Below are 25,279 nucleotides of genomic sequence, written 5' to 3' on the forward strand. Positions count from 1 at the left end.
GGATAAATCGAATGATCAATACAAACTTGCACTTCCCCATGCACTAAGAATTTACTTGTGCTTTACAGGCCCATCTGCTGCTTTTGTGACAGCCTTTTGAATTTCCTGCGCATAGAGTCGACCACCTGCAGCAATTGTGTCGGCATCTTCTCCAAAGTGGATATGATCACTACCTACCCAGATTTCTGGGTGCTGCTTGGCAGTAGTGTTCCAATCGGCAATAGTGACGTAAGCATATTTCTTGGCTAACTCTCTGGCATATTGCGCATGTTTTTCGGCGACAGGATTGTCATATTTGTCTGAATTACCATCGTAAGGAGTTACCAGAATAAGCCGATGTCCCTTCGGTAGGGTCTTGACCAACTCATTCAGTTCTTCTTCGTAGTTAAAGACAATATTAACACCGGTTGCTACCACGACGGTCTTGAGCAAGCCGCCAGCTGCGGCATTATTGCTCATAATTTCGCGAGCCTGAGCTGTATTGCGACTGCCTTGAGCATCGACTTGTGCATCCGGCAGGACTTCCTTCAGCGGAGTACTAGCCCGTAAGGTAACGGAGTCACCAATAATCGTCACACCATCTGCAATATTGTAACTACTAGCTTCTCCTTTTTCTGCAAGATTTTTAGTCCGATTTAGCTTGGTGTCAGCCTGATGAAGACCATTGACTAGCATATCTGTCTCAAACGCCCCAATCTTCGGAGCAAGTCCGATAGCCAGCAGGCTGATAAGAAGCAAACCTACGAAACTCATTGCCAAGACCTTTTTCAACTGCGTAAAATGCAAGTCCCAACCGAGAAAAGCAGGGGATTTCCCAGCAATGATTGGCTCAATAACATAAAAGGACAGTCCAGCAAAAGCAAGAGAAAGAAGACTTGTTAAAATCACCGCAGGCAGATTGCCCATCAACTGTGAAAAAATCGTGTAGAAAGGCCAATGGAAAAGATAGACTCCATAACTCGTATCAGCAATCACTGTCAAAACTAGCGGTTCTTTTAGGTCGAGAGTCTTCTCATGCAAGACCCGTGTAGCCAATATCATAGCCGCCGCTGACAAACTAGCCAAAAGAAAACCAAGCAAATAGGTAAAAAGCGAATCAAACTTGATCCAAAGCATCATCACGCCTAAGAGACCCGCTCCCGCCGCAAAGACCAGACAAGCCTCTCGCAAAGACCAGGAGCGAATTATTTTCTTTAACAGGCCTGTCATTTGTTTGATACCGGTCAAGGTCGCTAGGATACTGCCGACAAAGAAAGGATAAATGTGAGTCCAGGTCGAGAAATAAAGCCCCGAAAAACTGAGTCCTAAAAGGCTGCCAATAAACATACTGAGAAAGCTGATAAGCAAACCAAACGAAGACAGCAAAAAGATACTGCCCCTCAGCTGACCGGCTGTTTTGCAATATTTGGCTAGGAACCAGACAGCCAGTCCCCAAAGTAGATAATAATGAACCTCTACAGCCAGACTCCAGTTATGGACAAATAAATGTGGAATAAACTGAGCCTCGTAGCTTCCACCCGTCATCATTTCGTAAAAGTTAGTCACAAAGCCCATGACTGCTGCAATCTGCGTTCCAATACCGGCTACAAAATCCCGCCGAATCAAAAAGGTAAAGGGCATGACCACCAATACCATGACGATGACAGGGGGAACAATCCGATAAAAACGCCGTCGAAAGAAGGCTAGAAGCTCTATTTTTTTACTCTGAGAAAACTCATCAATCAAGAGCGCTGTAATCAGAAAACCTGAAAAGGTGAAAAAGACATCAACACCGAGAAATCCCCCAGGAAATAATTTTTGAAAAAAGTGATACAAGAGAACCAGCAATAAGCCTGTCACTCGAACCATTGAAAACCATTTGATACGCATATTTCTCCTAAATCCTTTTCACTACTGATACAGACCGACCAACTCCCGCAAGCCTACATCACTGCTGAGTCAAGCAAGCCAAAAATTCTGTTAATTGCTGCATTTAGCAACGTTGCTATAAAATCTATTTTATTCTATTTTACCAAAAAATAAGCCAAAAAAACAAAAGACCTGGAATTTTATTTTCCAAGTCCATTGCTTATTTTATCTATTCCAAAGCCCTCTTCAGTCTGGCTGATGAGAAAATCAGCCTCTTCCTGATACATTTTATAGTAGTGTTCATATTGCTGGCGGCGGCTGGTGTGCGCTTGCCGAATCCAGTGCACATCGCGACCTCGAACGGCTGTATCTCGAGCCAAGCGGCGCTCTAATTCCGTCGCTGTATCGGTGTAAAAACAAATGGACAAATCAAACAATTCTTTCGGCAGAAAAGCAACTGACATGCCTTCCACAATTAGAATTGGTTTTTCCGCTGAAAGTCGCTGACTTGGTGCCCAAGGCTAGTCAATCGTCACTATATCGCAGCCAGATTGCAAAGCTCTTATATCACGTTCCAAGCTCTTCAATTCATGAGCCACTGGAAGACAGGCTGTCACTTTTTGCTCAGGAAATTCTTTAACCGCCAGCAAGTCACGATATTCCCCGTCTATTATATAAGGATCAGCCACAAGCAGATTAACTCGCTCTCGCCCCAGACTTTCTACTAAACGTTTGGCAAAAGTAGATTTTCCAGAAGCACCGTGTCCGTAAATCGCAAGCGTATGTTTTTTCCCATCCAGCAAATAATTCTTGACTACTTCTACTAACGACTTCTCACCGTGATTCATCTAGAAATTCCTCTTTGAATGATTGTAACCATAGCGCTCGATGAAATCTTCACGAAATTCAAGCAAATTGTCATCTAGAATGGCTTGGCGGACATTTTTCATCAGATTGATGAGGAAATAGAGATTATGATAGCTGGTTAGGCGGAGTCCAAAGGTTTCATCAGCCTTGAGCAAATGACGAAGATAAGCGCGCGTATAGTTTTTGCAGGTGTAGCAATCACAGTTATGATCGAGCGGTGTGAAATCCTCTGCAAATTGAGCATTTTTCACGACCAAACGCCCCTCACTGGTCATGCAGGTACCATTTCTGGCAATTCGTGTTGGTAGCACGCAGTCAAACATATCCACACCACGTATTACCCCGTCAATCAGACTGTCTGGCGCTCCAACTCCCATGAGATAGCGAGGCTTGTTTTCAGGCAGCATCGGAGTTGTAAAGTCCAATACGGCATTCATCTCTTCATGAGATTCACCTACAGCTAAACCACCAATAGAATATCCTGGAAAATCCATACTAACCAAATCATGGGCTGACTGGCGGCGCAAATCTTCAAAACCAGCACCCTGCACAATCCCAAAGAGACCCTGGTCATGCGGACGGCGATGCGCTTTGAGTCCACGCTCTGCCCAGCGGCTGGTCCGCTCAATGGATTTCTTGACATAATCGTACGGTTGATAGAACTGCGGGCATTCATCAAAGGACATCATGATGTCACTGCCTAGATTGTTTTGAATAGAAATGGCCTTTTCTGGGGAGAGAAACATTTTTGCGCCGTTCAGGTGATTCTTGAAGGTCACCCCTTCTTCGGTGATGTTACGGCTGTCTGCCAAGGAATAAACTTGAAAACCACCGCTGTCTGTCAGAATAGCCTGATCCCAGTTCATAAATTTATGAAGTCCACCAGCACGCGCAATCAGCTCATCACCCGGCCGCAACCAGAGATGGTAGGTATTGGATAAAATAATCCCTGAACCCATTTCTTTGAGTTCTTCTGGCGACTGGGTCTTGACGGTCGCCTGGGTTCCAACCGGCATAAACATGGGAGTTGGAAAAGTGCCATGCGGCGTGATAATTTCTCCCAAACGAGCACCTGTATGCTTCTCTTTTTTAATCAAACGATATTGAATCGGTGAATCTGACATTTTTACCTCCGATACTGGGAAAAACAGTCCCAGACCTTCATTTTACAGTGTGTGAATTCATTTGACTCACAACATCCTGTATGATTTTATCAAAAAAAGGAAGAAAGATAAAGTAGATAAAAACTTTTCTTTCTCTTAGAAGAATATGGTATAATATTTTTCAATATAGGAGGCAAATATGAACTTAAGTGAATTGCGAGCAGAAGCTCGTCGTATCCAGCGCCAAACCAAGGGAATCTACGCACTCTTTTTAGTGCCAATTGTGACTGCGATTGTTTCCGTTGTTTACAATTATTCTTCAGACACCTTGTCCAATAATATCTTACAATATGGTATCCAAAATACGGTTGTCCACGGGATCAATCGCTCATTGTTCCCAGTAGCGATTAGTTTTATCGTATCTTTCTTTTTAACTGCTGCCTTTTGGACCTTACTGGAAGTCATTCGTGGAAAACGACAAGAGGTGCATTTTACAGATTCCATTCGGACTTTTGACAGTAAAATAATTGGTCCTGTTTTCATGACACTTTTGCTCAAGCGTATTTTACTATTTCTATGGAATCTTTTCGTCTGGATTGGGAGCGGTATGATGATTCTTGCTAGTTTTAGTATCATTAAACTCCTCCCCAATTCTCAAGATATTTCACAAAATGTTGCACTTCAGACAACTATTGGAACATTGTTGCTCTACATTCTTATCGGTTTTCTCTTGATGATTATAGGCGTTCTGATTGCACTCCCTCAGTACTATGCCTATTCTCAAGTGGAATTTATCCTCTGTGACAGTTTAGAAAACAATAGCTACGATGGCGCCTTTAAAGTAATCCGTGCGAGTCGTCAGATGATGAAAGGTTATAAGGGCAAGAGATTTGTTCTTGATTTAACCTTTATCGGTTGGTACTTGCTAAGTGCCATTACCTTTGGAATTGCTTCTATTTATGTTTATCCCTACGTTTATACAGCTCAGACTCTTTTCTATGAAGCTGTCAGAAAGGAAAAAGAACAACCTCCGATTTTCTCTTAGTTTTTCTAACTCTGAAAAATAAAATTAACCTCACAAAGACTTGGACAGTTGTTCAGGTCTTTTAAGTTGCTTTCAATTCACTTTACATAAGTCGCCCTCAGGAAATACCATAAACTCTACACAAAAAAGCCACCAATTGAGTGACTTTATTAGGGAGATTATTATGAAAAAGTTTAGGATTTCTATCAAACAAAGTTAGGAGGTCTTCATTTGATAAATATAGTATAACCAAGTTAGCTTAAACCAAACTTAATTTTTAGAACAAATTGATTTTTTTAGAAATTTCTTGAAAGGCATCTTCCAGTGAATCTTGATCTGTAAAAGTTGTTGCTTCCCAACCTAAGAAATCACGTTCTTTCCACCAACGTTTCATGTCGGCTGGACTAAAATCTGCTTTCTTGCTCCTGGTTTGGTGGCGACGAACTGTCTCTTCAAAAGTCAAATCATAATAGTAAGACAGAACTTTTGGATAAAAGAGGTCACGCAGTTCTTCTAGCATTTGCCTGTAAATGTCTGTTTCATAAAATCCTTCAACGATAACCAACAAATCTCGCTCATAGCCATAACGGGCAATGGTTGCCGTCAAAGAGATTGACAAATTGTCCGGCCCGACTTTTTCTTTTAGCATGTCACGGCAAACGACATCTTGAGAAATGACAAGTGTCCTTCGTCCATAATACTCTTGCAATTTCTTTGCCAGACTCGTTTTTCCTGAACCAGAATTACCTCTGATAATCACCAATGTTGCCATTTATTCTCCAAAAATTAGACGGGTATGCTCCCGCTTGATACAGCGGTTCATGACAATATCATCGTGCCCAACTGCACGAAGGATTTGCTCGGCTTCTTCATTTTCCAAGCCCAATTGTGCCCAGAAAATCTTAGCATTCACTTGCAGAAAATCACGCGCCACATCTGGCAAAAACTCACTACGACGGTAGACATCAACAATATCCACCGAGAAAGGAATGTCCTTGAGACTAGCATAGACGGTTTCTCCTAAAATCTGACCACTGGCTGCTCGGGGATTGACCGGAACAATCCGATAGCCCCGTTCTTGCATCTCTTTGGATACACGATGGCTGGTTGCCTCCTCACGATCCGACAAGCCAACAACCGCAATCACCTTGCTATTTTTTAAATACTGTTTGATAACCCCATCGCTGGGATTTTGGAAATGATAGGTCATAAAATTTTCTCCGTAATCTTTCATGTATCGTGAGCCATACCGTCCCTTTTTGAACCAGAAACACAAATATTTTATAAAGTTGATGTATTTGCCTTGAAAGTTTCTGATCTGAACTGAACACAGCTAAAAAATCAGAATGATATAGCTCTTTGGGGGACTTTTGATTCTACTTCGCTTCATACCAGGTTTTGCCAGCACTTTCGTCCGCTTTCAAGGGTACAACAAGTTCAATGGCAGATTCCATGATGTCTTTGACCAGCGTTTTGATAGCGGTCAGTTCGTTTTCAGGTACTTCCAGCACAATTTCGTCATGAACTTGCAATAGCATTCTGGTTTTAAAATTCCCATCTGTCAGAGCTTGATCCAGTCGAATCATAGCAATTTTGAGAATATCAGCTGCACTGCCCTGAATAGGCGAATTGATTGCTGTTCGTTCTGCAAATCCTCGGATATTGAAGTTACGAGAATTGATATCTGGGATCTCCCGACGACGGTGAAAGAGAGTTTCTACATAGCCCTTGTCTCGTGCCTCTCGCACTACATTTTCCATATAATTCTTGATACCTGGATAGCGCTCAAAATAAGTATCAATATAGGACTTCGCTTCCTTACGACTAATACCCAGATTGTTGGCAAGTCCAAAGTCAGAGATTCCGTAAACAACACCAAAGTTGACAGCTTTGGCATTGCGGCGGTCATTTGGTGTCACATCTTCTGGTCTTTCGATATTAAAAACCCGCATGGCTGTCGAAGTGTGAATGTCCGCTCCGTGTCTGAATGCCTCAATCAGATGTTCATCACCTGAAATATGCGCCAAAACCCGCAACTCAATTTGCGAATAATCAGAGCTAAGTAAGACACTGTTCTCCCACTCTGGCACAAAAGCTTTCCGAATCAAGCGCCCTTGCTCTAGGCGAATTGGAATATTTTGCAGATTAGGGTCAACACTTGATAGTCGTCCTGTCTGAGTCAAATCTTGAAGATAGCGAGTATGAATCTTTCCGTCCGCCAAAATCCAGTCCTGTAGCCCCATGACATAGGTTGATTGAATCTTAGCAATTTGCCGATAGTCCAGAATTTTTTCCACAATTGGCGCGATTGGTGCCAAACGTTCCAATACATCTACTGCCGTAGAGTAGCCCGTTTTGGTTTTCTTAGTAAAAGACGTTGGCAAACCTAGTTTTTCAAAGAGAATACCCCCCAACTGTTTAGGTGAGTTAATGTTAAACTCTTCCCCTGCTAAGTCATAGATTTCCTGAGTTAGCCGAGTCAGAATTCTCTCATTTTCAGCCTGCATGGTTTGCAATGTTTCGCGCTCTACTTTGATACCAGCAATCTCCATTTTAGCCAGCACAAAGGCTAAAGGTTGCTCCATTTCGTACAGCAGATTAAGCTGGTCATGCTGGCGCAGCAAGTCTGTCATAGGCTTTTCCGTTTCAACGAGAACTGTGACTTTTCTGGCTAAATGGCTCAATAAAATAGCTTTTTCAGGCAGTGCCCGCTTAGCGCCTTTCCCATAAACCGCCTCATCTTCGGCGAGTTTGGTCTTGCCATAAAGGTCAGCAATTGTTGCGATTTCATTGTTATCAACAGTTGAAAGAAGGTACTTAGCTAAACGGCTATCAAATGCAGGTCGCGAAAGCTCAATGCCTAAGCGACTGAGCAAGACCTTGGAGCGTTTAAAATCATAAACCTTGAGGGCTGTGTTTTCCAAAAATTCTTTGAAAATTGGTTGCTGCAAGAAACTGATGTCCTGACTAGCATAAATCTGCTGTGCAGTCCCCCAAGCAAAGCCCACCATCTCGTCAATGTGGTAATTGTCACCCAACATTTCAAAGTAGAAAAAATCATCTTTACTGAGCATTTCTGGACGGACTTCCGTCACTTCCTCAAAAGCAATGTCAGCCGCCTTTTCTGGCCCTACTTCCGCTTCTAGCGCTTGCTTAAATTGCTTAAAGCCCATTTCATCATAGAATCTGCTTAATTGTTTGATATTCGGACCTTGATAGAGGATATCTTCCAAACCGATTTCGATGGGAGCTTGGGTATCAATGGTAACAAGTGTTCTAGACAAGAAAGCAATGTCCTTGTCATTGATGAGATTTTCCTTCATCTTAGACTGCTTCATTTGGTCAATGTTGTCATAAATGCCTTCCAGAGAGCCGTATTCCAAGAGAAGCTTGAGTCCCGTTTTCTCACCGATTTTCGTCACACCAGGGATATTGTCCGAAGAATCACCCATAAGAGCTTTGAGATCAATGAACTGGGTTGGCGTAATTCCCATTTTTTCCATGAGGTAGGCTGGTGTGAATTCCTCGAACTCAGCCACACCCTTTTTGGAAATTTCCACAACGGTATTGTCATCGGTCAACTGGATTAGATCCTTATCTCCGCTTACGATTGTCACATCGTAGGGAACAGCTGTGTTTTCAGCCATTTTATCCAAAGTTCCGATAATGTCATCCGCTTCATACTGATCCAAATCGTAATAGCGAATGCCCAGCTTATCTAGCATTTCGCGAATAAAAGGCAGCTGTTCACGAAATTCCTCTGGTGTTTTAGCCCGACCGCCCTTGTAATCAGCATACATCTCTGTCCGAAAGGTGGTCTTCCCCGCATCAAATGCCACCAAGATATGAGTCGGCTGTACACGTTCTATCAAGTGATTCAACATAAGATGAAAGCCGTAAATGGCATTAGTGTGAAGCCCAGACGGACTCTTAAAACGGTCAATTTGATTATACAGTGCAAAAAAAGCACGAAAAGCGACGGACGAGCCGTCAATCAACAGTAATTTATTCTTGTTTTCCATAGGTTTATTATAACATGAAACCAAAAAAATTTTTTGATTAAGGATAGTGGTAGCACACAAAAAGCCTAAGAAAATTTTCTTAAGCCTTTATACTATTTTGATACAACAATTTCTCCAAATGTTTCACCGCATCTGCAAAGTGATCCACTACATACGTAGCTGCTTCTTGGACAGCCTTCGGAGCATGTGCCATACAGTAGGAAAGATCGGATTTTTCAAAGACTGCAAACTAACTAATAAAAATAAAGAATGAGATAAACCGGAAATGTTCATTTTTCTAGTCTATCTCACTTTCATTTTATAAATCTAATACAAGCGAAAAACTGCTACCTTGTCCATACTCACTTTGCACGAAAATATCACCACCCAATTGGCGTGCCAATTCACGTGCAATATAGAGCCCTAGACCGTGCCCGCCAGTTTTCATATTGCGAGAAGATTCTACCCGATAAAGTCGTTTAAATATTTTCTCCAAATCCTCTGACTTAATGCCCTGACCTTCATCTGCCACCGTTAAAGTCAAGCGCTTATTGTCAACCGCCGCATCAATAGTAAGCTTAGTGCCTGCTTCTGAATACTTAAAAGCATTGCTGACCAGATTGAGAATAATCCGTGACAGCTTATCATAATGACTCACGATTTTGGCTGATTCTGGCTGCACCGAAATCTGAATATCTCGGTCTTCTTTATCAATCACCAATTGGAACTCCGACATAATATCAATCAAGAGCTTATCAAGGAAAATCTCTTCTTTTTCAAGCGGTACATCTGGCTGATTCATCGTATTCAGAGTGATAAAACTTAGCTCCTCGACCAGCTTATTCAACCGATCGGTCTGCCGACTGATGGTTTTGAGATAATACTGCTGCTCATCTGCCGCAATCACACCATCCAACATTCCTTCGACAGTTGCCTGAATGGATGTTAAAGGCGTTTTAATATCGTGTGAGAGCTGAGCAATCATCAAACCCTTTTCCTTCTCACTTTCTTCCAACGAAGTAAAGGTACTTTGCAAGTTTCTTGACATATTATTAAAGGCATCTGCCAGCTCTTTAAATTCAGTAGGATTTTTAATGTCGTTCACCGTTTCAAATTTCTTGTCAGAGATTCCTTTTATGAGTTGTTTTAATTTATCCAAAGAAAGAAAGACACGGCTCAACAGCAAAAGGCTAACCAATGCCCCTGTAATACTAGCCAGAATGCTAATACCAATAATAAAATAAATATCACTTTTTGAAATCAGCATGGTGTTGACAGACCAGATAATGGCAACAACCGTGATCGTTGTGGAAATGAGGTATCCCACAATAATAAAGTGCTTTAATTTCATCTTACACCTCTATCTTATAGCCCAGTCCCCAAACAGTCTTAATCGTGGGTGTTTTTTCTGTACTGTATTTTGCTAAATCTTGCCGCAAGGCATGAATGTGAACATTCAACGTATTTGTATCATCTACAAAATCTTCTTGCCAGACTTTCTCATACAATTCTGTCTTAGAAAAGACCCGCTGAGGATTGCTGGCCAAAATCCATAGCAACTCAAAAGATTTAATGGTCATCATCAACGATTGTCCGTGCACTGTCACTTCGCGCGTTGCATGATTTATCTCTAAATCCCCTAGTTGGAGTTTTTCATCTGCTCCCACACTGCGGTGAATGCGCCGCAAGATATTATGCACCCGCAACACCAACTCCCGCGGACTGAAAGGTTTGGTAATAAAATCATCCGCTCCCATACTGAGGGAATAAATTTTATCCGGTTCAGATGTTTTAGCAGTGATAAAAAGGAAAGGTTGCTCCGGAGCAAGATACTGCACTTCGCCAATCAAATCATACCCGTCCATGTTGGGCATCATAATGTCGGTGACAATCAAATCAATCGGATATTTCTTAAAAAGCTCCAAAGCTTCCTGCCCATCATGCGCCACATTGACTTCATAACCTGCCTGTATTAAATAACGCTTGTTAATCTCGGTAATCTCTACTTCATCATCTACTAACAAAATTCTCTTCGTCATTTTCTTACCTCTATTGTGAAAAATAGTGTTATACCACGGAAAAGTATAACACTATTTCTATACTTGATTCAAGCGTTATTGCTCACAAATGCGAGAATTACTTCTTTTCTCTGCGTTTCATGCCAACGAGTGCTAAAATAGCTGCTGCACTTAATCCAAGAAGTCCTAGGACTGTCAAGCCAAGAGAGGATTTTTGACCTGTATTAGGAAGCGATTTTTTGCTTGCTGTAGCTTGTCCACCTTTTGAAGTTGTTGCAGAAGGTGTGCCACCTTTATTTGAATGCTTGCTTCCGTCATGATCTGCTTTTTTACCTTGGTTTTGTACCTGATCATTTTGACCTTGTTGAGATTGTCCTTTAGGGTCCGCTTTCTTTTCACCTTTTAGGTTAATCGTCACAGATTTCGTCGCAATGACATTCTTCAAGTCCGCTTTGCCATCTTTGGTTGCTCCATACACTGTAACAGTCGCTTTATAAGAATGCGTACCATTAGCTTTTAGTTGGTCTAATAAAGCTTTATCCTGTTTACCTGCTGCATTACCATCTAGTGAAACTTGATAGAAATATTGCCCCTTTTCTAAACCTGCAAGTGGTAGGAGACCTGCATGGTTTGCTTTACCATTATCTGACCATGAGGCGCCGTCTGAGGATTTCAACAAGAGACGTGTTAACATACCGTCACCACCGAAGAGCTCATACGGAATGACTTGGTTAACACCAGCCGTAAATGGTCCTGGAAAGACTGCATTTTTCAAGTAGCTTGCTGGAACATCAATTTTATCTTTGATGTTGTCTACTACGGATTTTTTCACTTGGTCAACGGTCGTAGTGCCATTCAAATTCAGATTTACTTGACGTGTTGCGATAACATTGTTCAAGTCTGCCTTACCATCCTTAGTTGCACCGTAAACCTTAACAGTCGCAGTGTAAGTATGAGTACCGTTCGCTTTCAATTGATCCAAGAGGGCCTTGCCTTGTTTGCCGGCCGCATTACCATTGAGTGATACTTGGTAGAAATATTTACCTTTTGGAATGTTGGCAAAGGGTAGTAAGCCAGCGTGTTTTGCCGTGCCGTTATCTGACCATGGGGCGCCATTTGAAGATTTCAACAAGAGACGTGTCAGCATACCGTCACCACCGAAGAGTTCATACGGAATGACTTCGTTCACGCCTGCCGTAAAGGGACCAGGGTGGGTCGCATTGGCTAGGAAGGAAGCCGGAACATCTGTACTGCCCTTGATGCTGTCAGAAACGGATTGTTTGGCTTGAGCAAGAGATGGATCTTCTTGCGCTTTTTGACCATTCAAATTCAGATTTACTTGACGTGTTGCGATGACATTCTTCAAGTCTGCTTTACCATCCTTAGTTGCACCGTAAACCTTAACAGTCGCAGTGTAAGTATGAGTACCGTTCGCTTTCAATTGATCCAAGAGGGCCTTGCCTTGTTTGCCGGCCGCATTACCATTGAGTGATACTTGGTAGAAATATTTGCCTTTTGGAATGTTGGCAAAGGGTAGTAAGCCAGCGTGTTTTGCCGTGCCGTTATCTGACCACGGTGCACCGTCTGAGGATTTCAACAAGAGACGTGTTAACATCCCGTCACCACCGAAGAGTTCGTACGGAATGACTTCATTCACCCCTGCTGTAAAGGGACCAGGGTGGTTCGCATTGGCTAGGAAAGAAGCCGGAACATCTGTACTGCCCTTGATATTATCCGCTACAGATTGCTTAGCTTGAGCAAGAGATGGATCTTCTTGCGCTTTTTGACCATTCAAATTCAGATTTACTTGACGTGTTGCGATAACATTGTTCAAGTCTGCCTTACCATCCTTAGTTGCACCGTAAACTGTGACGGTTGCGGTATAACTGTGTGTGCCGTTCGCTTTCAGTTGATCCAAGAGAACTTTGCCTTGTTTGCCGGCCGCATTACCATTGAGTGACACTTGATAGAAATATTTACCTTTTGGAATGTTGGCAAAAGGTAGTAAGCCAGCGTGTTTTGCCGTGCCGTTATCTGACCATGGGGCGCCATTTGAAGATTTCAACAAGAGACGTGTCAGCATACCATCACCACCGAAGAGTTCATACGGAATGACTTCGTTCACGCCTGCCGTAAAGGGACCGGGGTGGTTCGCGTTTTGTAAGAAGGAAGCAGGAACATCTGTACTGCCCTTGATATTGTCCGTTACAGATTGCTTAGCTTGAGCAAGAGATGGATCTTCTTGCGCTTTTGGAGTTGCTTCTTTTACAACTGTTTCTGACGCCTTTTGGATTTTTTTCGCAGCTTCTGCAATGGATTTGCCTATTTTGTTTTCTTTTGTAACTTCTTGTTTTTCTTGCACCTTTTTATCTGGTGTTTGAGTTGTTCTGCCAGACAAATCTTGTGAGGGCTTAGTTGCATCTGGCGTTTCTTTCTTGTCAGCTGTTGGTTTTTCAGATTGTCCTACTTTCGAATCAAGTATGGATTTCCCAGATTCTGTTGGACTATTTGACGGGGCTGTCGTGACCACCTTGTTTTGCGTACCAACTTGTGCATTTACAGGATTACTAATGAGAATAAAGAACCCACTTGCTACAACAACCGAAGCTACACCCACACTCAGGCGGCGAATAGACCATTTGGTATATCTTTCATGATTTGGACGATGATTTTTGTCAACCATATTATTTACTCCTTTGATTATTTTTAATGGTTGATTAAAGTTTACCAAGCTCTTATTAACTATCCGTAAGACAAAGTTAAAGTTTTTCTTAAATAAGCATTATTTCTTGCTTATTTATAGAATTTTCACATGTTGTGATATACTAGATTACATGAACAACACCTATTATTTTGTCCGCCATGCACATTCGACTTACACACCTGACGAATGGACACGCCCTTTGTCACAAAAGGGACTCGCTTCCCTCTCACAATTAAAAATACTAGAGAATAAGCCAATCTCTGCTATTTATTCTAGTCCTTACCAACGAGCAATTGAAACGATTGAGCCTTTGGCACTAACCTTTGGGCTTCCGATTCAACTTGATAAGCGATTGATTGAACGAAAACTAAGCAGTCAGCAGGTTTCCGACCAAACATTTGAAACTACACTCAAGCAACTTTGGCAAAATCCTGACAGTTCTCTACCGGGTGGCGAATCGAACCTCATGGCTCAAAAACGAGCTCTAGCATTTCTGCAAAAATTAGAAGAAAATCACCAAGATGAACACATCATCATCAGTTCTCACGGCAATCTGATTTGTATCCTGCTCAGCTATTTTGATGGACAAATCCATTATGATTTTTGGAAACAACTGCCCATGCCCGCTATTTTAATATTAAAAGATGAAAAAGTTTACTTGCAGTAAGATTCGAATCAACTTTATCTATCAGTCACAAATTATTTTTTCACTAGTGAAACTCCTAAACCATTCCTATTTAGTTTAGGAATTTTTATTTGACAAATGATTTTCCAATCACCTCAAATTCTTATACAGTTTCTTTCGCGTTCGTTTCTTCCATGAAAATGCATTACTCCCCGTCCAAAAGTATTTGTTTCTGGCATCGAAACATGCTCATCAATCGGTCGAAAATCTGTCTCTCGAATCTCACGAAACAATCTCTTGTCTACGACCAGACAATAAACTAAATAGAAATAACAATATGAACTAATCGTTATCCACAAAAAATGTTCTTAGTCCATACAATCCCTCCCACATGCTCTCATTTTAAGATAAATATAGTTACACCTGTTTTCAACAATTTTATCTATATTCTTTTTTCTCTTTTTAAGCAACAAAAAGCACGCAAATGAGACACTTTCCTAAAATGCGAAAGCTTCATTCGTGTGCTAGGGTTAGGTGGAAAAATAGAATAAAGTTAAACCAAGAAAATAATGAAAATTAGTTGACTCTATCTTAGAATTCTTTCTCCACTACTTCCAAAGCTCGTTCAATAACCACATGCATATCATAATATTTGTAATCGGCTAAACGCCCACAAAAGATAACATTATCGTTCTTTTTTGCTTCTTCTAAATACTTATTATAGATAGCATTGTTTTTCTCATCATTGATTGGATAATATGGCTCATCTCCACGCTTCCAATTAGCTGGATATTCTCGCGTGATAACTGTTTTTTCTTGTGTTCCATATTCAAAATGTTTGTGTTCAATGATACGAGTATAAGGAATTTCACGCTCTGTATAATTGATGACTGCATTCCCTTGATGATTTTCTTCATCTAAAACTTCATGCTCAAAACGAAGACTACGATATTCCAATTCACCATGCTTATAATCAAAATATTGGTCGATCATACCTGTAAAGACAATCTTATCAGCAGATGCTTCCAACTCTTTGCGATTGACAAAAAAATCTACTCCAAGCTCAACTTCAACACCTTCAAGCATATTTTCAACGATAACATTATAACCACCGATTGGAATTCCTTGATAACGGTCGTTGAAGTAATTATTATCAAAAGTTAAACGTACTGGTAAACGTTTAATGATAAATGGTGGTAATTCTGTCGCAGAACGTCCCCATTGCTTTTCAGTATAGCCTTTAATCAACTTTTCGTAAACATCAGGACCAATCAATTTAATCGCTTGTTCTTCCAAATTTTGCGGTTCAACATTTTGTAAATCTTTAGTCTGATCTGCAATTTTATCCTTAACTTCTTGAGGTGTCTTCGTTCCCCAAAGAGCATAAAAGGTATTCATATTGAAAGGTAAATTGTACAATTTACCTTTATAGTTAGCAATAGGAGAATTAATATAATTATTAAATTCTGCAAATTGATTTATATAATCCCAAACTCGTTTATTTGAAGTATGAAAAATATGCGCACCATACTTATGAACATTGATGCCTTCAATATTTTCACAATAGATATTCCCACCGATGTGATCTCGCTTATCAATCACCTTTACTTTTTTACCACGCTTGGCTGCCTCATAAGCAAAAATTGCTCCAGATAAACCAGCACCAACAATTAGATAATCGTACATAATAACTCCTATTTTTTCAAAAATTGTTCTTTTAATTCTTTTATATTAACAACTCGGAACACTAATATAAAACTTATATAAAAGACAGCCCCTAATATACCATAAATTCCGACATTCACAACAGACGAAAATTTTAGTAATGGTTGCAATAATAATAAAATTATATACATCAAGCTTGAGGACAAAATGATTTTTAGCATTGATGATAAAATCGGTACTTCTTTGAGGTATGAACGAGTATAGTAATATTGAATAACCCAAACGAGTGCCTCTGTCAGAACCGATGTAATTGACGCTCCAATAAATCCCAAAGAAGGAATTAAAAGTAAGTTTAATCCAACGCTTACAAAAGCAGGAATTGTAGTTGACAACATAAACTCTCGATTTTTATTATGAGGTATTAAAATCTGAATTCCCATAATATTTGTCCAACCAATAAAGAACATCCGTGCAATCATAATATCAATAGCCACTCGTGCTTCTTGAAAGTCCTTCCCTAAAAAGAAATTGACAAAATCTTTATTTACAATTAACATCCCTGCAATAATTGGGAAAATAATCAAATTATAAATCAAGAAAGACATTTCATGCATTTTATTAACTGCTTTATAATCACCTGAAGACAGCAAACTTGAAACACGAGGAAGCATCACACTGCCAAGAGAAGTTACAATTGTTAGTAATATATTTATGATTTTTAAGGCTTGATCATAAATTCCCACATCCTTAGTTGAAGATAAAGCGCCTAGCATAGTTCGATCTAGCGTCACATATAGCGAGATGGCAATTTGAGGTAAAAACAACAGAATAACTGGTTTTAAATGTTCTTTTGCATGTACAACATCGAAATGTGGTTTCCCAATAAATTCCTTTGCTGGCAACCACATACTGAGCTGACCAAGTAGTTCAAATCCTGTCAAAAGAAAAACATATAAATATAAATCATTTGGTGTTTTCACAAATAAAAAGATTGATAGGATCCCTAAAAGTTTAACTGTAATATTCCGAATGGTAATCTTACGAAAATCTTCCAAACCTTGAAAAAGCCAAGAAATATCAAGGCCTTTTGACAACAAGCTCAATCCTAAAATGTAAGCAACAGGATTCTGCATACTTGGAACACTCCAACAAAGAAGAAGATAAAGAACTATAGAAATAAATGCTGCAACTACTTGCAAACTATATATTCCCCAGAAAGTCGGCTGAATATTCTTTCGATTTGCAGAAACCTCTTTCGTACCATAATTCGCTACTCCTAAAGTTGCTAGTAAGATGAAGTAGGTCACAATTGAATTAAAATAACCATAAGTTCCTAAATCCTCAGACGAGAAAATCCGTGTTACATATGGAGTAGTCAGTATCGGAAGGATGATGACCAGTAACTGATAGGAGAAGTTATAAGCGTAATTTTTTAATATTTTCATGTATTAATCCTCAAGTTCACTTTCCTTTTTTGGAAAAGTAATTGAAGCAAACATTATATACATAAATATATCATAGGATGGTCGAATCCAAAATGCTTCAATCATACAGTTTACGGATACCAAAGATAAAATTGCTAACAACAAATAATTCCCTTGTTTATATGACTTCCAAGACTGTAGAACATATAAAATAATAAGTATAATTAATGGAAATATGCCATAGGTAAATAGCATTTGTATATAAGAAGAGTCCACATAATTATAACTGTAAACCGATTCTGTCGAACCTCCATATCCAATAAATTGAATCCCTTTTGTTCCAAATAAATGTAAATCATATTTTGATAGAGCTTCTTTACCTAAATGCAGTCTCATACTCATTAAATTATTCACCAATACATAAAATGGACTTGCCCAAGTAAACCGCGAACTTAAATAATACATTAATGAAGATAAAATTGGAACAGAAAAGGGTAAAATAGCATAAACTTTCAGCTTCGTATTCTTCATATAATAAAAAAATAAAAAGATTAATGTAGCAATAAAAATAGAGAGAGCATTTAAACGAGCATCACAATATTTAAGAACAAAATAAGAAAGAAGAAGACCTATAATACTACGTATCCATATTATTTTATCTTTTAACAAATAAGAAATAGCTAGAAAAAGATAAAAACAATGAGAAGCAAAGTCTGTTGGATAAATAAAACCAAATGAATTTCGTACAACAGTTCCTGATAAGCGCTCTTGGACAAATTGTAAATTGGGAATTATACCAAGAAAAGATAAAAATACAACCAGTAAAACAACACTTCCTACAAAAATAACATATATTTTTAAAATACTCTCAATCTTTGCATTCAAAAGTAAGACAATTAATAGCGAGTAAAGTAAAAAATCAGCTTTTCCTGTGGAACAATAGACCTCTATTCCAGAAAATAATAAAATCGGCGCAATGATGATATAATACAAAGGTATGTTCTTTATAAATCTAAAACGAATACATAAAATCAGAACAACAAGAAATAGTAGTCCAATTGGCAATTGTGGTAAAGTTCTATTTAATACTGTTGTATTGAGTGTGTCCCATACTATAACAATAGCTAATACAATCCCTATTAGTAAATTATCAAATTTCACTTTTAACATTTGACCTTTTCCGTCCTCTTAAAAAACTTAATTATTTTAAAAATCTATGTTTGTCATTCTGTTATAAAATCAATCTTATCTAAAGAATATTTTGAAAATTTTAAATAACATCATATCTAATTATTTAATCAAACATTTTAATGCTGTTTTTAAAAAATAACCATCTCTAATTTTTCTCCCAACCTCACTCACATTTTTTATCATAGTCTCGTATTCAGCTTCGGTTAATTCTGCAAGTACCTTATTTAGTTCTTGAAGTGACTCAACTGCAATCCCACAGTTGTTTTTTAGAATAAATTGAGATAAAGCAGATCTGTTCCAAACAATTACTGGAAAACCTGCTGCAAGGTATAGAGATGCCTTATGAGAATTGTTGTACTTTAAATAATTACCAAATACTCCACTACATGTTTCTGCGCTATCCCCATCCCATACGAGACCAAAACTTCCTCTGAGAACTGACGGAAGATCATCTGGTAAAAATGAGCCAAAATAAGTTTCATTTGGTAATTTCTGTGTTTCATCAAATCCAACACCATACAAATGATAAGCTGGGGAAGTGGGCAAGTTATAAATATATCCCGCTTTTTTAAAGGATAAATTACCTGCAATAATAATTGGGGAATCTTTTTTCAGACATTCCGGCTTTTTAAAATTTGGAATAAGATAGTCAAAAATTCTTAGACTAACGATTTTATTAGAAGAGATACCTTTATTTACAAGAACAGATTTCATCATATCATTATGAGCAATGATACCATCTACTAAATCTAAAGGTTTACTTTCCAATACCTTAATTCTTATTTTATGTCGAAGTGCTGTATTTCTATCTCTGAAAGTTCTTAATTGTTCCAAATCATGAATTAATAAAAATACTCTACCTCCTTTTTTCTGAACAAACTTTATTAATGAAGCAAAAAGAAGACTATGATGAATCATAGGAAATTGAATGACTAGACAGTCGCCTTCTGTTATCTGAGAAAAGGTTTGCTTAAGAAGCTTGTACTTATAAACCTGTGCTTGTAATAGGCTCATTTGATGCCAGTTTTCAGATTGTAAATAAAGTGGTTGGTAGCCTTCTAATTGTAAAATCTTATTAACATCATTTCTTGCTTTATTACCTGCATTTTTTATATCGGCGTTCTGTATAAAATTTTCTTGTAAATAGTACTTCATTTTCTCTCCTTTATATCTCAGAATTAGACTCATCTGGAAACGAATTTCAAAATAGTTCACCAACAATTTTGAAATTTCTAACTTTTCGATCAATCTTCTAACCAATATTTATAAAAAAAGTAACCAGGAATTCTTTTTAATATGGCTCTTATGTTATGCATACAAGAATTCCCCACTTGCTTATATGGAGTAGATACTTCCACACTATCTATAGTGATATTACTTGCAACAAATTGCTCAAATGTATCAATTTGTTCAAACAATAATAAAAATTTTTTTCTAATCATATTATTATCTCTATCTATTCTTTATCAAAATTTTTATCTTAGCTGATAATTTCAAAATATGTAATCTATAAAATAAATATTTAATATAATTAGGATACTCTTTTAATTGAAACGGAGAAATCCTATACAATTTCAGCTCTCTTAAGATAGTTTTACAAACTTTACTATCTTCCTTGTTTTCTTCATATAGTTTCATAAGTAAATAGACAAGCCCATTATTATAATATGCTTTAGAGATACGATTGTCATCATCTAATACCTTTGTTGATACATGATAAATGTCCTGAAAAAATCGGAACATATCTTTAAACTTTTTATCTGACCAAGTTTTAGTAATTGCATTCTCATTTTTCATAAAATAACAATAATAAATTTGATTAGTATAATACACTTTTTGAGAAACTAAAAGCAACTTATAAATCGTACCTAAGTCTTCATAATATGCATTTTTAGGGAATTCAATATCATTAACCACAAATAATTCTTTCCGATACAATTTATCCGTAGAAAAACTAGTAATTTCTTGAGACCTTAACATACTTTCTAAAGATTCGTGTCCTATAAATAGATGTTCCTTGAATAAATATTCTCTTCTAATATCCGCTTCTGTATAAACTTTTTGAACTCCAAACTGAATAATATCATAGTTAGAAGATAAAATAATATCTTTCATATCATTAAACATGGTCTTAATAATCCAATCATCTGAATCTAAGAAAAAAATGTATTTGCCTTTTGCATGTTGAATACCAACATTACGTGCATCAGAAAGTCCACCATTTTCTTTATGTATAACTGATATATGTTCAAATTGTTGAGCATAGTCATCACAAATTATCGGTGAAGAATCAGTGCTGCCATCATCAACCAAAATAATCTCATAAGAATCATAATCTTGGACTAATACACTCTCAATACAACGACTCAAATAATTTTCAACTTGATATACTGGTATAATTACACTAAGCTGGATGTCCATATATTTTTTAACCTATAATTATTCCTAATTTAAAACATTTACATTAACAAAAGTAATTTTTTAGAATACAATCTATCTATTCATTTTCATATATTGAATTTATTATATATCCTTTTGTAGCATCAGATTTTGGTATTATCTTTCCAGGATTACCTAATACTATGGTATTATCTGGTACATCAAAATTAACAAATGCCCCGGGTGCTATTAATACATTATTTCCAATATTAATTTTACCAACAACAACAGCATTTGTCCCAATCCATACAGAATTTCCAATAGTTGGAGTCCCTTCCCTAGCTCCTCTACTTTGAGAGCCAATTAAAACACCATTTAACAGAGTTACATTTTCTCCAATAATTACATTAGGATTTATAACGATATTACCAATATGTTCAATTCTTAGGCCTTTCCCAATTCTTACTCTTGCTGGAATATCCATCATATATTTGATTTTATATCTTTCATATAGAAAGCGAAAAATATAAAATAAAAATCGGAAATTTAATCTATATGCCTCACATTTTCTTTTTAAAAACAGGAATCTGTACTGTGGTAAGTACCATAAAAATTTTCGGTTTCCCCATCTATATTTATCAGCCTTTAGTTTTTCATCTCTCATACAGTTTTCCCTTTCAATAACTCAATATATATATAAGAAAAATTTTTTACATAGCTCTCCAGAGAAAACATCTCTTTCTGACGTTTCATCGAAGCTTGTCCAAATTCGCTGATTTTTTCTGGATTATCTATTAAATTCTGAATAAGTCGAGATAAAGCTTCAGAATCATTTGGTTTCGCTAACAAACCATTGATATCTTCTTCTACCATTTCACAAACACCACCATGTCGATAGCCTACAATTGGCTTTCCACATGCCATTGCTTCTAGCACTACTGTTGGTAGCGGATCTGGATTGGTACTTGGAAGCACAAAAATGTCAAACATATTATATAGCTCATTCGTATTAGCGTAATAATCAATACGCTTAATCTGTTCAGCTACTGGTAAGGAAGCAATTCTTGCATCCAACTCTTGCACGCGCCATTCTTCACCCTCAAACGCACTCCCTGCTAGGAAAGCTACTATGTTAGAGTTACCTTTCAAAATCGGAATTACTGCATCTAAAAAATCATTCTGACCTTTCCATGCATTCACGCGTCCTATCATTCCAATAACCATGAAAGTCTGATCAATCTCAAATTGTTCCCGAATAGACTGATTATCTTTTGGATAATAAGTAGCATTATCCACTCCATTGTAAATGACAGAAATTTGCTCTTTATTCACAAAACGAGATGCCAATACATGATTTGCAACTGCTTCTGAAACTGTGATAATTCTATCAGCATATCGTCCCATTAGCATATTAATGAAATCAGAAACAAATTTAGGTCTAACAATGATTTCATGAACATGCCATAAAAGAGGCAACTTCAACTTCCGTTTGAGGTAAATTCCTTCCAAAACAGCCGTTGTATTATTATGAACAAGGTCAATCCGATGTTGTTTCGCATAAGTGGCAATCTTTTTAGCATAGCGATGATAGGAGCGGATATAGTCAATCATGCCTTTGGGATTAAAATATTTCCGGCGAAGAATAGGATATTCTATAACTTCAACTTTAGCACCTACTTGACGCAAAGCTTCAACTAAAACACCTTTGTTTGGTAAAATCACATGTGCTTCAAATTCTTGCTTATTCAGTCCTTTAATTAACTCTAATAAGACCTTATCTGCTCCATACATTTCTGCACCTGCATGTAAGTATAAAATCCTCTTCATTACCTATCCCTTAAACACCTTTTCATACTCACTAACAATCTTCTCCCAAGTAAAAGATTGATTGATTCGTTGGCTTGATTGGTGATCTAATTTTTCAATTGCTGTTTTATCCAACTGCTCTGCTTTATCAATAATCTGAGCTAGTTCATCCTTCTTCCAATACATTGCCCCATCTTCTCCGACCTCACGGTTAAATCCGACATCAAGTAGGAGGTTTAATTTTGTAGAAGCTAGTGCCTCTAAAAGAGACGGATTAGTTCCACCAACTTCATGACCATGGAGGTAAGCAAAAGCATGCTCACGGATATACTTGAGCAACTCTTGGTCATAAACCGTCCCAACAAACTTGACACGTGGATCTTTGTCAAAACCAGTCTCTTGACGCAGTTTCTCATAAAACTTATTTTGCTCAACATTGGTAATCAAGACAAAATCTTTCTTAGAGTTAGACTTCATAAAGCCACGAATCATGGCTTCATAATTATTTTCTGGGACGAAACGTCCAACTACAAGATAATATTCATTCTCACGAACACCTTTTTCATCATACCAAGAACGCACTTTTTCATCTGAGGATGTCAGTTGTGATCTAGTTATGTCAGTCCCATAAGCAATATAAGTTGTATTTGGTTGATAATGAGTATAATCCGTTTGGATATACTTTTCGATATTCTTACTATCACAAATCAAAAGGTCTGCGTGCTTCACCATAAGTCGCTCAGAATATTTCCAATATTTACGAACAGGTAAACTCCATTTAGCTCGCAGCCACTCATGTCCATCTGGATTAACCATCAAAGTGCCCCCAAGAGCTTTGATTTTTCTTTTTATAGTTGAAATAAATGGACCAATTCGGCAAGCTAGAATATAAAATATAGGTGCTTCGTCCTTGTTTTTCTTTGCTATTTCAATTGCCTTGTTGAGAGCAGCAATATCATAAGCGATTGCACGAGCCGGTCCAATATTCGGAACATCAATGTTAAAGCATGTGGCACCATTATGTTCAAAAACATCCTCTGTGATTCTAGACTTAGCTGAGTTTTCACGCATACAAGCGACATAATATTGAATGTCTTTATCCTTTTGAAACTCTGTTAATTTCTCTACAAAAGTTTCAAATCCGCCATATTTAGCTGGTATTCCTTTAGAACCGATAATATAAACTGTTTTTCCCATTCTCTCTTCCATCATAAATAGAGAGGAGGAAGTAGAACTACTTCGCTCCGTCTTTCATTAGTACAACTTTAATTGTTTTGAGTAAGATTTTAATATCTGACCAAATGGTCCAACCGTCAATATAAGCGACATCCAGTTTGACGACTTCGTTAAAATCTGTAATGCTACTACGACCGCTGATTTGCCATAAGCCAGTGATTCCTGGTTTAAAGCTCAATCGCCGCTTTTGCTCTGGTGTGTATTGCTCATATTCGTCTTTGGTAGGTGGTCGTGTTCCGACAAGGCTCATATCGCCTTTGAGGACATTATAAAACTGCGGTAGTTCATCTAGACTGGTTTTCCGAATGAATTTTCCAATAGGCGTAATCCGTGGGTCATCATCCATTTTGAACATCCCACCACTCATAGTATTATGTGCCATCAGCTCTTTTTTGCGCTCCTCGGCATCTACGTACATAGAGCGAAATTTGTAAAATTTAAAAATCCGACCGTTTTTTCCAACACGTTCTTGAACAAAAATTGCTGGTCCGCCATCTTTACGAATCATTGGAACTAGGAAAAGCGCTGCAATTCCACATATAAGAAGTCCAAAGAGAGAACCAATGATATCCAAAACTCTTTTAGCAATGATGTGACTATAATTGTAGAAATTTGTTGAAAAAGTGACCACGCTAAAGCCAGCAATTTCTTGAAGCTTCTTCTCACCAATTTGAAAATCCAAGGCGTTAATATTCACATTAACGGTGATTCCCATATTCTCAAACTGAACAACCAAATCTTCAATGGAATAGTAATCGCTCGGCAAGCTAATAAAAACTTCATCTACAACAGAGCGAGTTGCAAATTCGATGAGACGTTCTTTTGGTATTGTTTGAATTGTCGGATGTTGGTAACGCGAGTTATCAAATACTGAGATAGCTACTATACATTCATTAAATGTGCGTGTTTCGGTTAATTGCTTTAAAATTCTGTCTAGACGATTAGAAACCGTAATGATGAGTACTTTTTTACTGCTTTTTAATCTTGGATGTACTCGTGCATAATATTGCTTGATTAATAGATTAATGCAATAAACACCCAAAGCATTCAACAAGATAAAAAAGATGAGATTGCTACGGGATAATGAAAAGTTGCCTCCCAGCATAAAAGAAGAGAATGTGATAATGACTGCATAAAAAGCACTGTATTTCAGTGTCTCGGTAAATTCAATTAAATAGCCACGTTGAAAAAAATGATAGTTATAATTACTAATATAAAAAGCAACAATATGTAGCAACATTAACATCACAATTTCTTTATTAGTTAGACTAAAGTTTGAAATTAAATTTATGATTGTAATCACAACAAAAACTGCAACTAGTTGAATAAAAGCAATTCCTGTTTTTTGAAACTCATTTCTATTTTCAAACATCCCTACTCCTAAATGC

Annotated in this window: 20 protein-coding genes and 1 pseudogene; 2 read left to right on the plus strand and 19 right to left on the minus strand. The window is 37.8% G+C overall.

Annotation, left to right across the window (positions count from 1 at the left end; translation table 11 throughout):
* Positions 1-51: 51 nt before the first annotated feature.
* The 3 genes and pseudogenes from IYQ23_RS05780 to tgt form a co-directional block, all read right to left on the minus strand.
* Positions 52-1,869, minus strand: coding sequence for an acyltransferase family protein (locus tag IYQ23_RS05780; RefSeq protein ID WP_195673267.1), 1,818 nt, complete (start codon positions 1,867-1,869; stop codon positions 52-54).
* A 179-nt stretch (positions 1,870-2,048) separates the two neighbouring features.
* A pseudogene (locus tag IYQ23_RS05785) lies at positions 2,049-2,696 on the minus strand (uridine kinase family protein).
* A complete protein-coding gene (gene tgt / locus IYQ23_RS05790) occupies positions 2,697-3,839 on the minus strand; it encodes a tRNA guanosine(34) transglycosylase Tgt (RefSeq protein ID WP_003026563.1) in 1,143 nt (380 codons plus the stop codon). It lies immediately after the preceding pseudogene.
* A gap of 178 nt (positions 3,840-4,017) precedes the next feature.
* Here tgt and IYQ23_RS05795 point away from each other — a divergent pair, with 178 nt between their 5' ends.
* A complete protein-coding gene (locus IYQ23_RS05795; protein ID WP_195674357.1) occupies positions 4,018-4,863 on the plus strand; it encodes a DUF975 family protein in 846 nt (281 codons plus the stop codon).
* A 256-nt stretch (positions 4,864-5,119) separates the two neighbouring features.
* Here the strand turns inward: IYQ23_RS05795 and IYQ23_RS05800 are convergent, their stop codons facing one another.
* The 6 genes from IYQ23_RS05800 to IYQ23_RS05825 form a co-directional block, all read right to left on the minus strand.
* A complete protein-coding gene (locus IYQ23_RS05800) occupies positions 5,120-5,614 on the minus strand; it encodes a kinase (protein WP_195674358.1) in 495 nt (164 codons plus the stop codon).
* Complete coding sequence (locus IYQ23_RS05805) at positions 5,615-6,052, minus strand: CoA-binding protein (protein WP_195674359.1); 438 nt, start codon at positions 6,050-6,052, stop codon at positions 5,615-5,617.
* 166 nt (positions 6,053-6,218) lie between these two features.
* A complete protein-coding gene (gene polA, locus IYQ23_RS05810; protein ID WP_195674360.1) occupies positions 6,219-8,864 on the minus strand; it encodes a DNA polymerase I in 2,646 nt (881 codons plus the stop codon).
* A 298-nt stretch (positions 8,865-9,162) separates the two neighbouring features.
* Positions 9,163-10,194: a sensor histidine kinase gene (locus IYQ23_RS05815; protein ID WP_126467841.1), complete on the minus strand. Its 1,032-nt coding sequence runs from the start codon at positions 10,192-10,194 to the stop codon at positions 9,163-9,165.
* 1 nt (position 10,195) lies between these two features.
* The gene (locus IYQ23_RS05820) at positions 10,196-10,882 is read right to left on the minus strand and encodes a response regulator transcription factor (protein WP_195674361.1); all 687 of its coding nucleotides are present in this window, start codon (positions 10,880-10,882) and stop codon (positions 10,196-10,198) included.
* A gap of 97 nt (positions 10,883-10,979) precedes the next feature.
* A complete protein-coding gene (locus IYQ23_RS05825) occupies positions 10,980-13,544 on the minus strand; it encodes an SSURE domain-containing protein (RefSeq protein WP_195674362.1) in 2,565 nt (854 codons plus the stop codon).
* A 151-nt stretch (positions 13,545-13,695) separates the two neighbouring features.
* Here IYQ23_RS05825 and IYQ23_RS05830 point away from each other — a divergent pair, with 151 nt between their 5' ends.
* Entirely contained in the window at positions 13,696-14,232 is a 537-nt protein-coding gene (locus tag IYQ23_RS05830) for a histidine phosphatase family protein (RefSeq protein WP_195674363.1), read from the plus strand.
* A gap of 549 nt (positions 14,233-14,781) precedes the next feature.
* Here the strand turns inward: IYQ23_RS05830 and glf are convergent.
* The 10 genes from glf to IYQ23_RS05880 all read right to left on the minus strand — a co-directional run bounded on the left by glf (position 14,782) and on the right by IYQ23_RS05880 (position 25,263).
* Positions 14,782-15,876 carry a UDP-galactopyranose mutase gene (glf, locus tag IYQ23_RS05835; RefSeq protein ID WP_049476458.1) on the minus strand — a complete coding sequence of 365 codons (1,095 nt, stop codon included), beginning with the start codon at positions 15,874-15,876 and terminating at the stop codon, positions 14,782-14,784.
* An 8-nt stretch (positions 15,877-15,884) separates the two neighbouring features.
* Positions 15,885-17,300, minus strand: coding sequence for a flippase (locus IYQ23_RS05840; protein ID WP_049476457.1), 1,416 nt, complete (start codon positions 17,298-17,300; stop codon positions 15,885-15,887).
* Positions 17,301-17,303: 3 nt separating this feature from the next.
* Positions 17,304-18,449 carry a polysaccharide polymerase gene (locus IYQ23_RS05845; protein WP_003031177.1) on the minus strand — a complete coding sequence of 382 codons (1,146 nt, stop codon included), beginning with the start codon at positions 18,447-18,449 and terminating at the stop codon, positions 17,304-17,306.
* 120 nt (positions 18,450-18,569) lie between these two features.
* Positions 18,570-19,625, minus strand: coding sequence for a hypothetical protein (locus IYQ23_RS05850; RefSeq protein ID WP_003031170.1), 1,056 nt, complete (start codon positions 19,623-19,625; stop codon positions 18,570-18,572).
* Positions 19,626-19,714: 89 nt separating this feature from the next.
* On the minus strand, positions 19,715-19,912 hold the full coding sequence (locus tag IYQ23_RS05855) for a hypothetical protein (RefSeq protein WP_003031133.1): 198 nt from the start codon (positions 19,910-19,912) through the stop codon (positions 19,715-19,717).
* Positions 19,913-19,922: 10 nt separating this feature from the next.
* Positions 19,923-20,891, minus strand: coding sequence for a glycosyltransferase (locus tag IYQ23_RS05860; protein WP_018543612.1), 969 nt, complete (start codon positions 20,889-20,891; stop codon positions 19,923-19,925).
* A gap of 76 nt (positions 20,892-20,967) precedes the next feature.
* A complete protein-coding gene (locus tag IYQ23_RS05865; protein WP_018543613.1) occupies positions 20,968-21,513 on the minus strand; it encodes a serine acetyltransferase in 546 nt (181 codons plus the stop codon).
* Positions 21,510-22,676, minus strand: coding sequence for a glycosyltransferase family 4 protein (locus IYQ23_RS05870; protein WP_003031259.1), 1,167 nt, complete (start codon positions 22,674-22,676; stop codon positions 21,510-21,512). The genes IYQ23_RS05865 and IYQ23_RS05870 overlap by 4 nt, the downstream gene beginning before the upstream one ends.
* A 3-nt stretch (positions 22,677-22,679) precedes the next feature.
* A complete protein-coding gene (cps2T, locus tag IYQ23_RS05875) occupies positions 22,680-23,852 on the minus strand; it encodes a beta 1-4 rhamnosyltransferase Cps2T (RefSeq protein WP_195674364.1) in 1,173 nt (390 codons plus the stop codon).
* A 37-nt stretch (positions 23,853-23,889) separates the two neighbouring features.
* Positions 23,890-25,263 carry a sugar transferase gene (locus tag IYQ23_RS05880; RefSeq protein WP_195674365.1) on the minus strand — a complete coding sequence of 458 codons (1,374 nt, stop codon included), beginning with the start codon at positions 25,261-25,263 and terminating at the stop codon, positions 23,890-23,892.
* Between the last annotated feature and the right edge of the window lie 16 nt (positions 25,264-25,279).

The sequence above is a fragment of the Streptococcus sp. HF-100 genome (assembly GCF_015594635.1).
GTDB classification, from domain to species: domain Bacteria; phylum Bacillota; class Bacilli; order Lactobacillales; family Streptococcaceae; genus Streptococcus; species Streptococcus vaginalis.

Bases quoted from the DNA above. Each gene is read 5' to 3' on its own strand.
- IYQ23_RS05780 (WP_195673267.1), bottom strand. From the start codon at position 1,869: ATGCGTATCAAATGGTTTTCAATGGTTCGAGTGACAGGCTTATTGCTG.
- tgt (WP_003026563.1), bottom strand. From the start codon at position 3,839: ATGTCAGATTCACCGATTCAATATCGTTTGATTAAAAAAGAGAAGCAT.
- IYQ23_RS05795 (WP_195674357.1), top strand. From the start codon at position 4,018: ATGAACTTAAGTGAATTGCGAGCAGAAGCTCGTCGTATCCAGCGCCAA.
- IYQ23_RS05800 (WP_195674358.1), bottom strand. From the start codon at position 5,614: ATGGCAACATTGGTGATTATCAGAGGTAATTCTGGTTCAGGAAAAACG.
- IYQ23_RS05805 (WP_195674359.1), bottom strand. From the start codon at position 6,052: ATGACCTATCATTTCCAAAATCCCAGCGATGGGGTTATCAAACAGTAT.
- polA (WP_195674360.1), bottom strand. From the start codon at position 8,864: ATGGAAAACAAGAATAAATTACTGTTGATTGACGGCTCGTCCGTCGCT.
- IYQ23_RS05815 (WP_126467841.1), bottom strand. From the start codon at position 10,194: ATGAAATTAAAGCACTTTATTATTGTGGGATACCTCATTTCCACAACG.
- IYQ23_RS05820 (WP_195674361.1), bottom strand. From the start codon at position 10,882: ATGACGAAGAGAATTTTGTTAGTAGATGATGAAGTAGAGATTACCGAG.
- IYQ23_RS05825 (WP_195674362.1), bottom strand. From the start codon at position 13,544: ATGGTTGACAAAAATCATCGTCCAAATCATGAAAGATATACCAAATGG.
- IYQ23_RS05830 (WP_195674363.1), top strand. From the start codon at position 13,696: ATGAACAACACCTATTATTTTGTCCGCCATGCACATTCGACTTACACA.
- glf (WP_049476458.1), bottom strand. From the start codon at position 15,876: ATGTACGATTATCTAATTGTTGGTGCTGGTTTATCTGGAGCAATTTTT.
- IYQ23_RS05840 (WP_049476457.1), bottom strand. From the start codon at position 17,300: ATGAAAATATTAAAAAATTACGCTTATAACTTCTCCTATCAGTTACTG.
- IYQ23_RS05845 (WP_003031177.1), bottom strand. From the start codon at position 18,449: ATGTTAAAAGTGAAATTTGATAATTTACTAATAGGGATTGTATTAGCT.
- IYQ23_RS05850 (WP_003031170.1), bottom strand. From the start codon at position 19,625: ATGAAGTACTATTTACAAGAAAATTTTATACAGAACGCCGATATAAAA.
- IYQ23_RS05855 (WP_003031133.1), bottom strand. From the start codon at position 19,912: ATGATTAGAAAAAAATTTTTATTATTGTTTGAACAAATTGATACATTT.
- IYQ23_RS05860 (WP_018543612.1), bottom strand. From the start codon at position 20,891: ATGGACATCCAGCTTAGTGTAATTATACCAGTATATCAAGTTGAAAAT.
- IYQ23_RS05865 (WP_018543613.1), bottom strand. From the start codon at position 21,513: ATGAGAGATGAAAAACTAAAGGCTGATAAATATAGATGGGGAAACCGA.
- IYQ23_RS05870 (WP_003031259.1), bottom strand. From the start codon at position 22,676: ATGAAGAGGATTTTATACTTACATGCAGGTGCAGAAATGTATGGAGCA.
- cps2T (WP_195674364.1), bottom strand. From the start codon at position 23,852: ATGGGAAAAACAGTTTATATTATCGGTTCTAAAGGAATACCAGCTAAA.
- IYQ23_RS05880 (WP_195674365.1), bottom strand. From the start codon at position 25,263: ATGTTTGAAAATAGAAATGAGTTTCAAAAAACAGGAATTGCTTTTATT.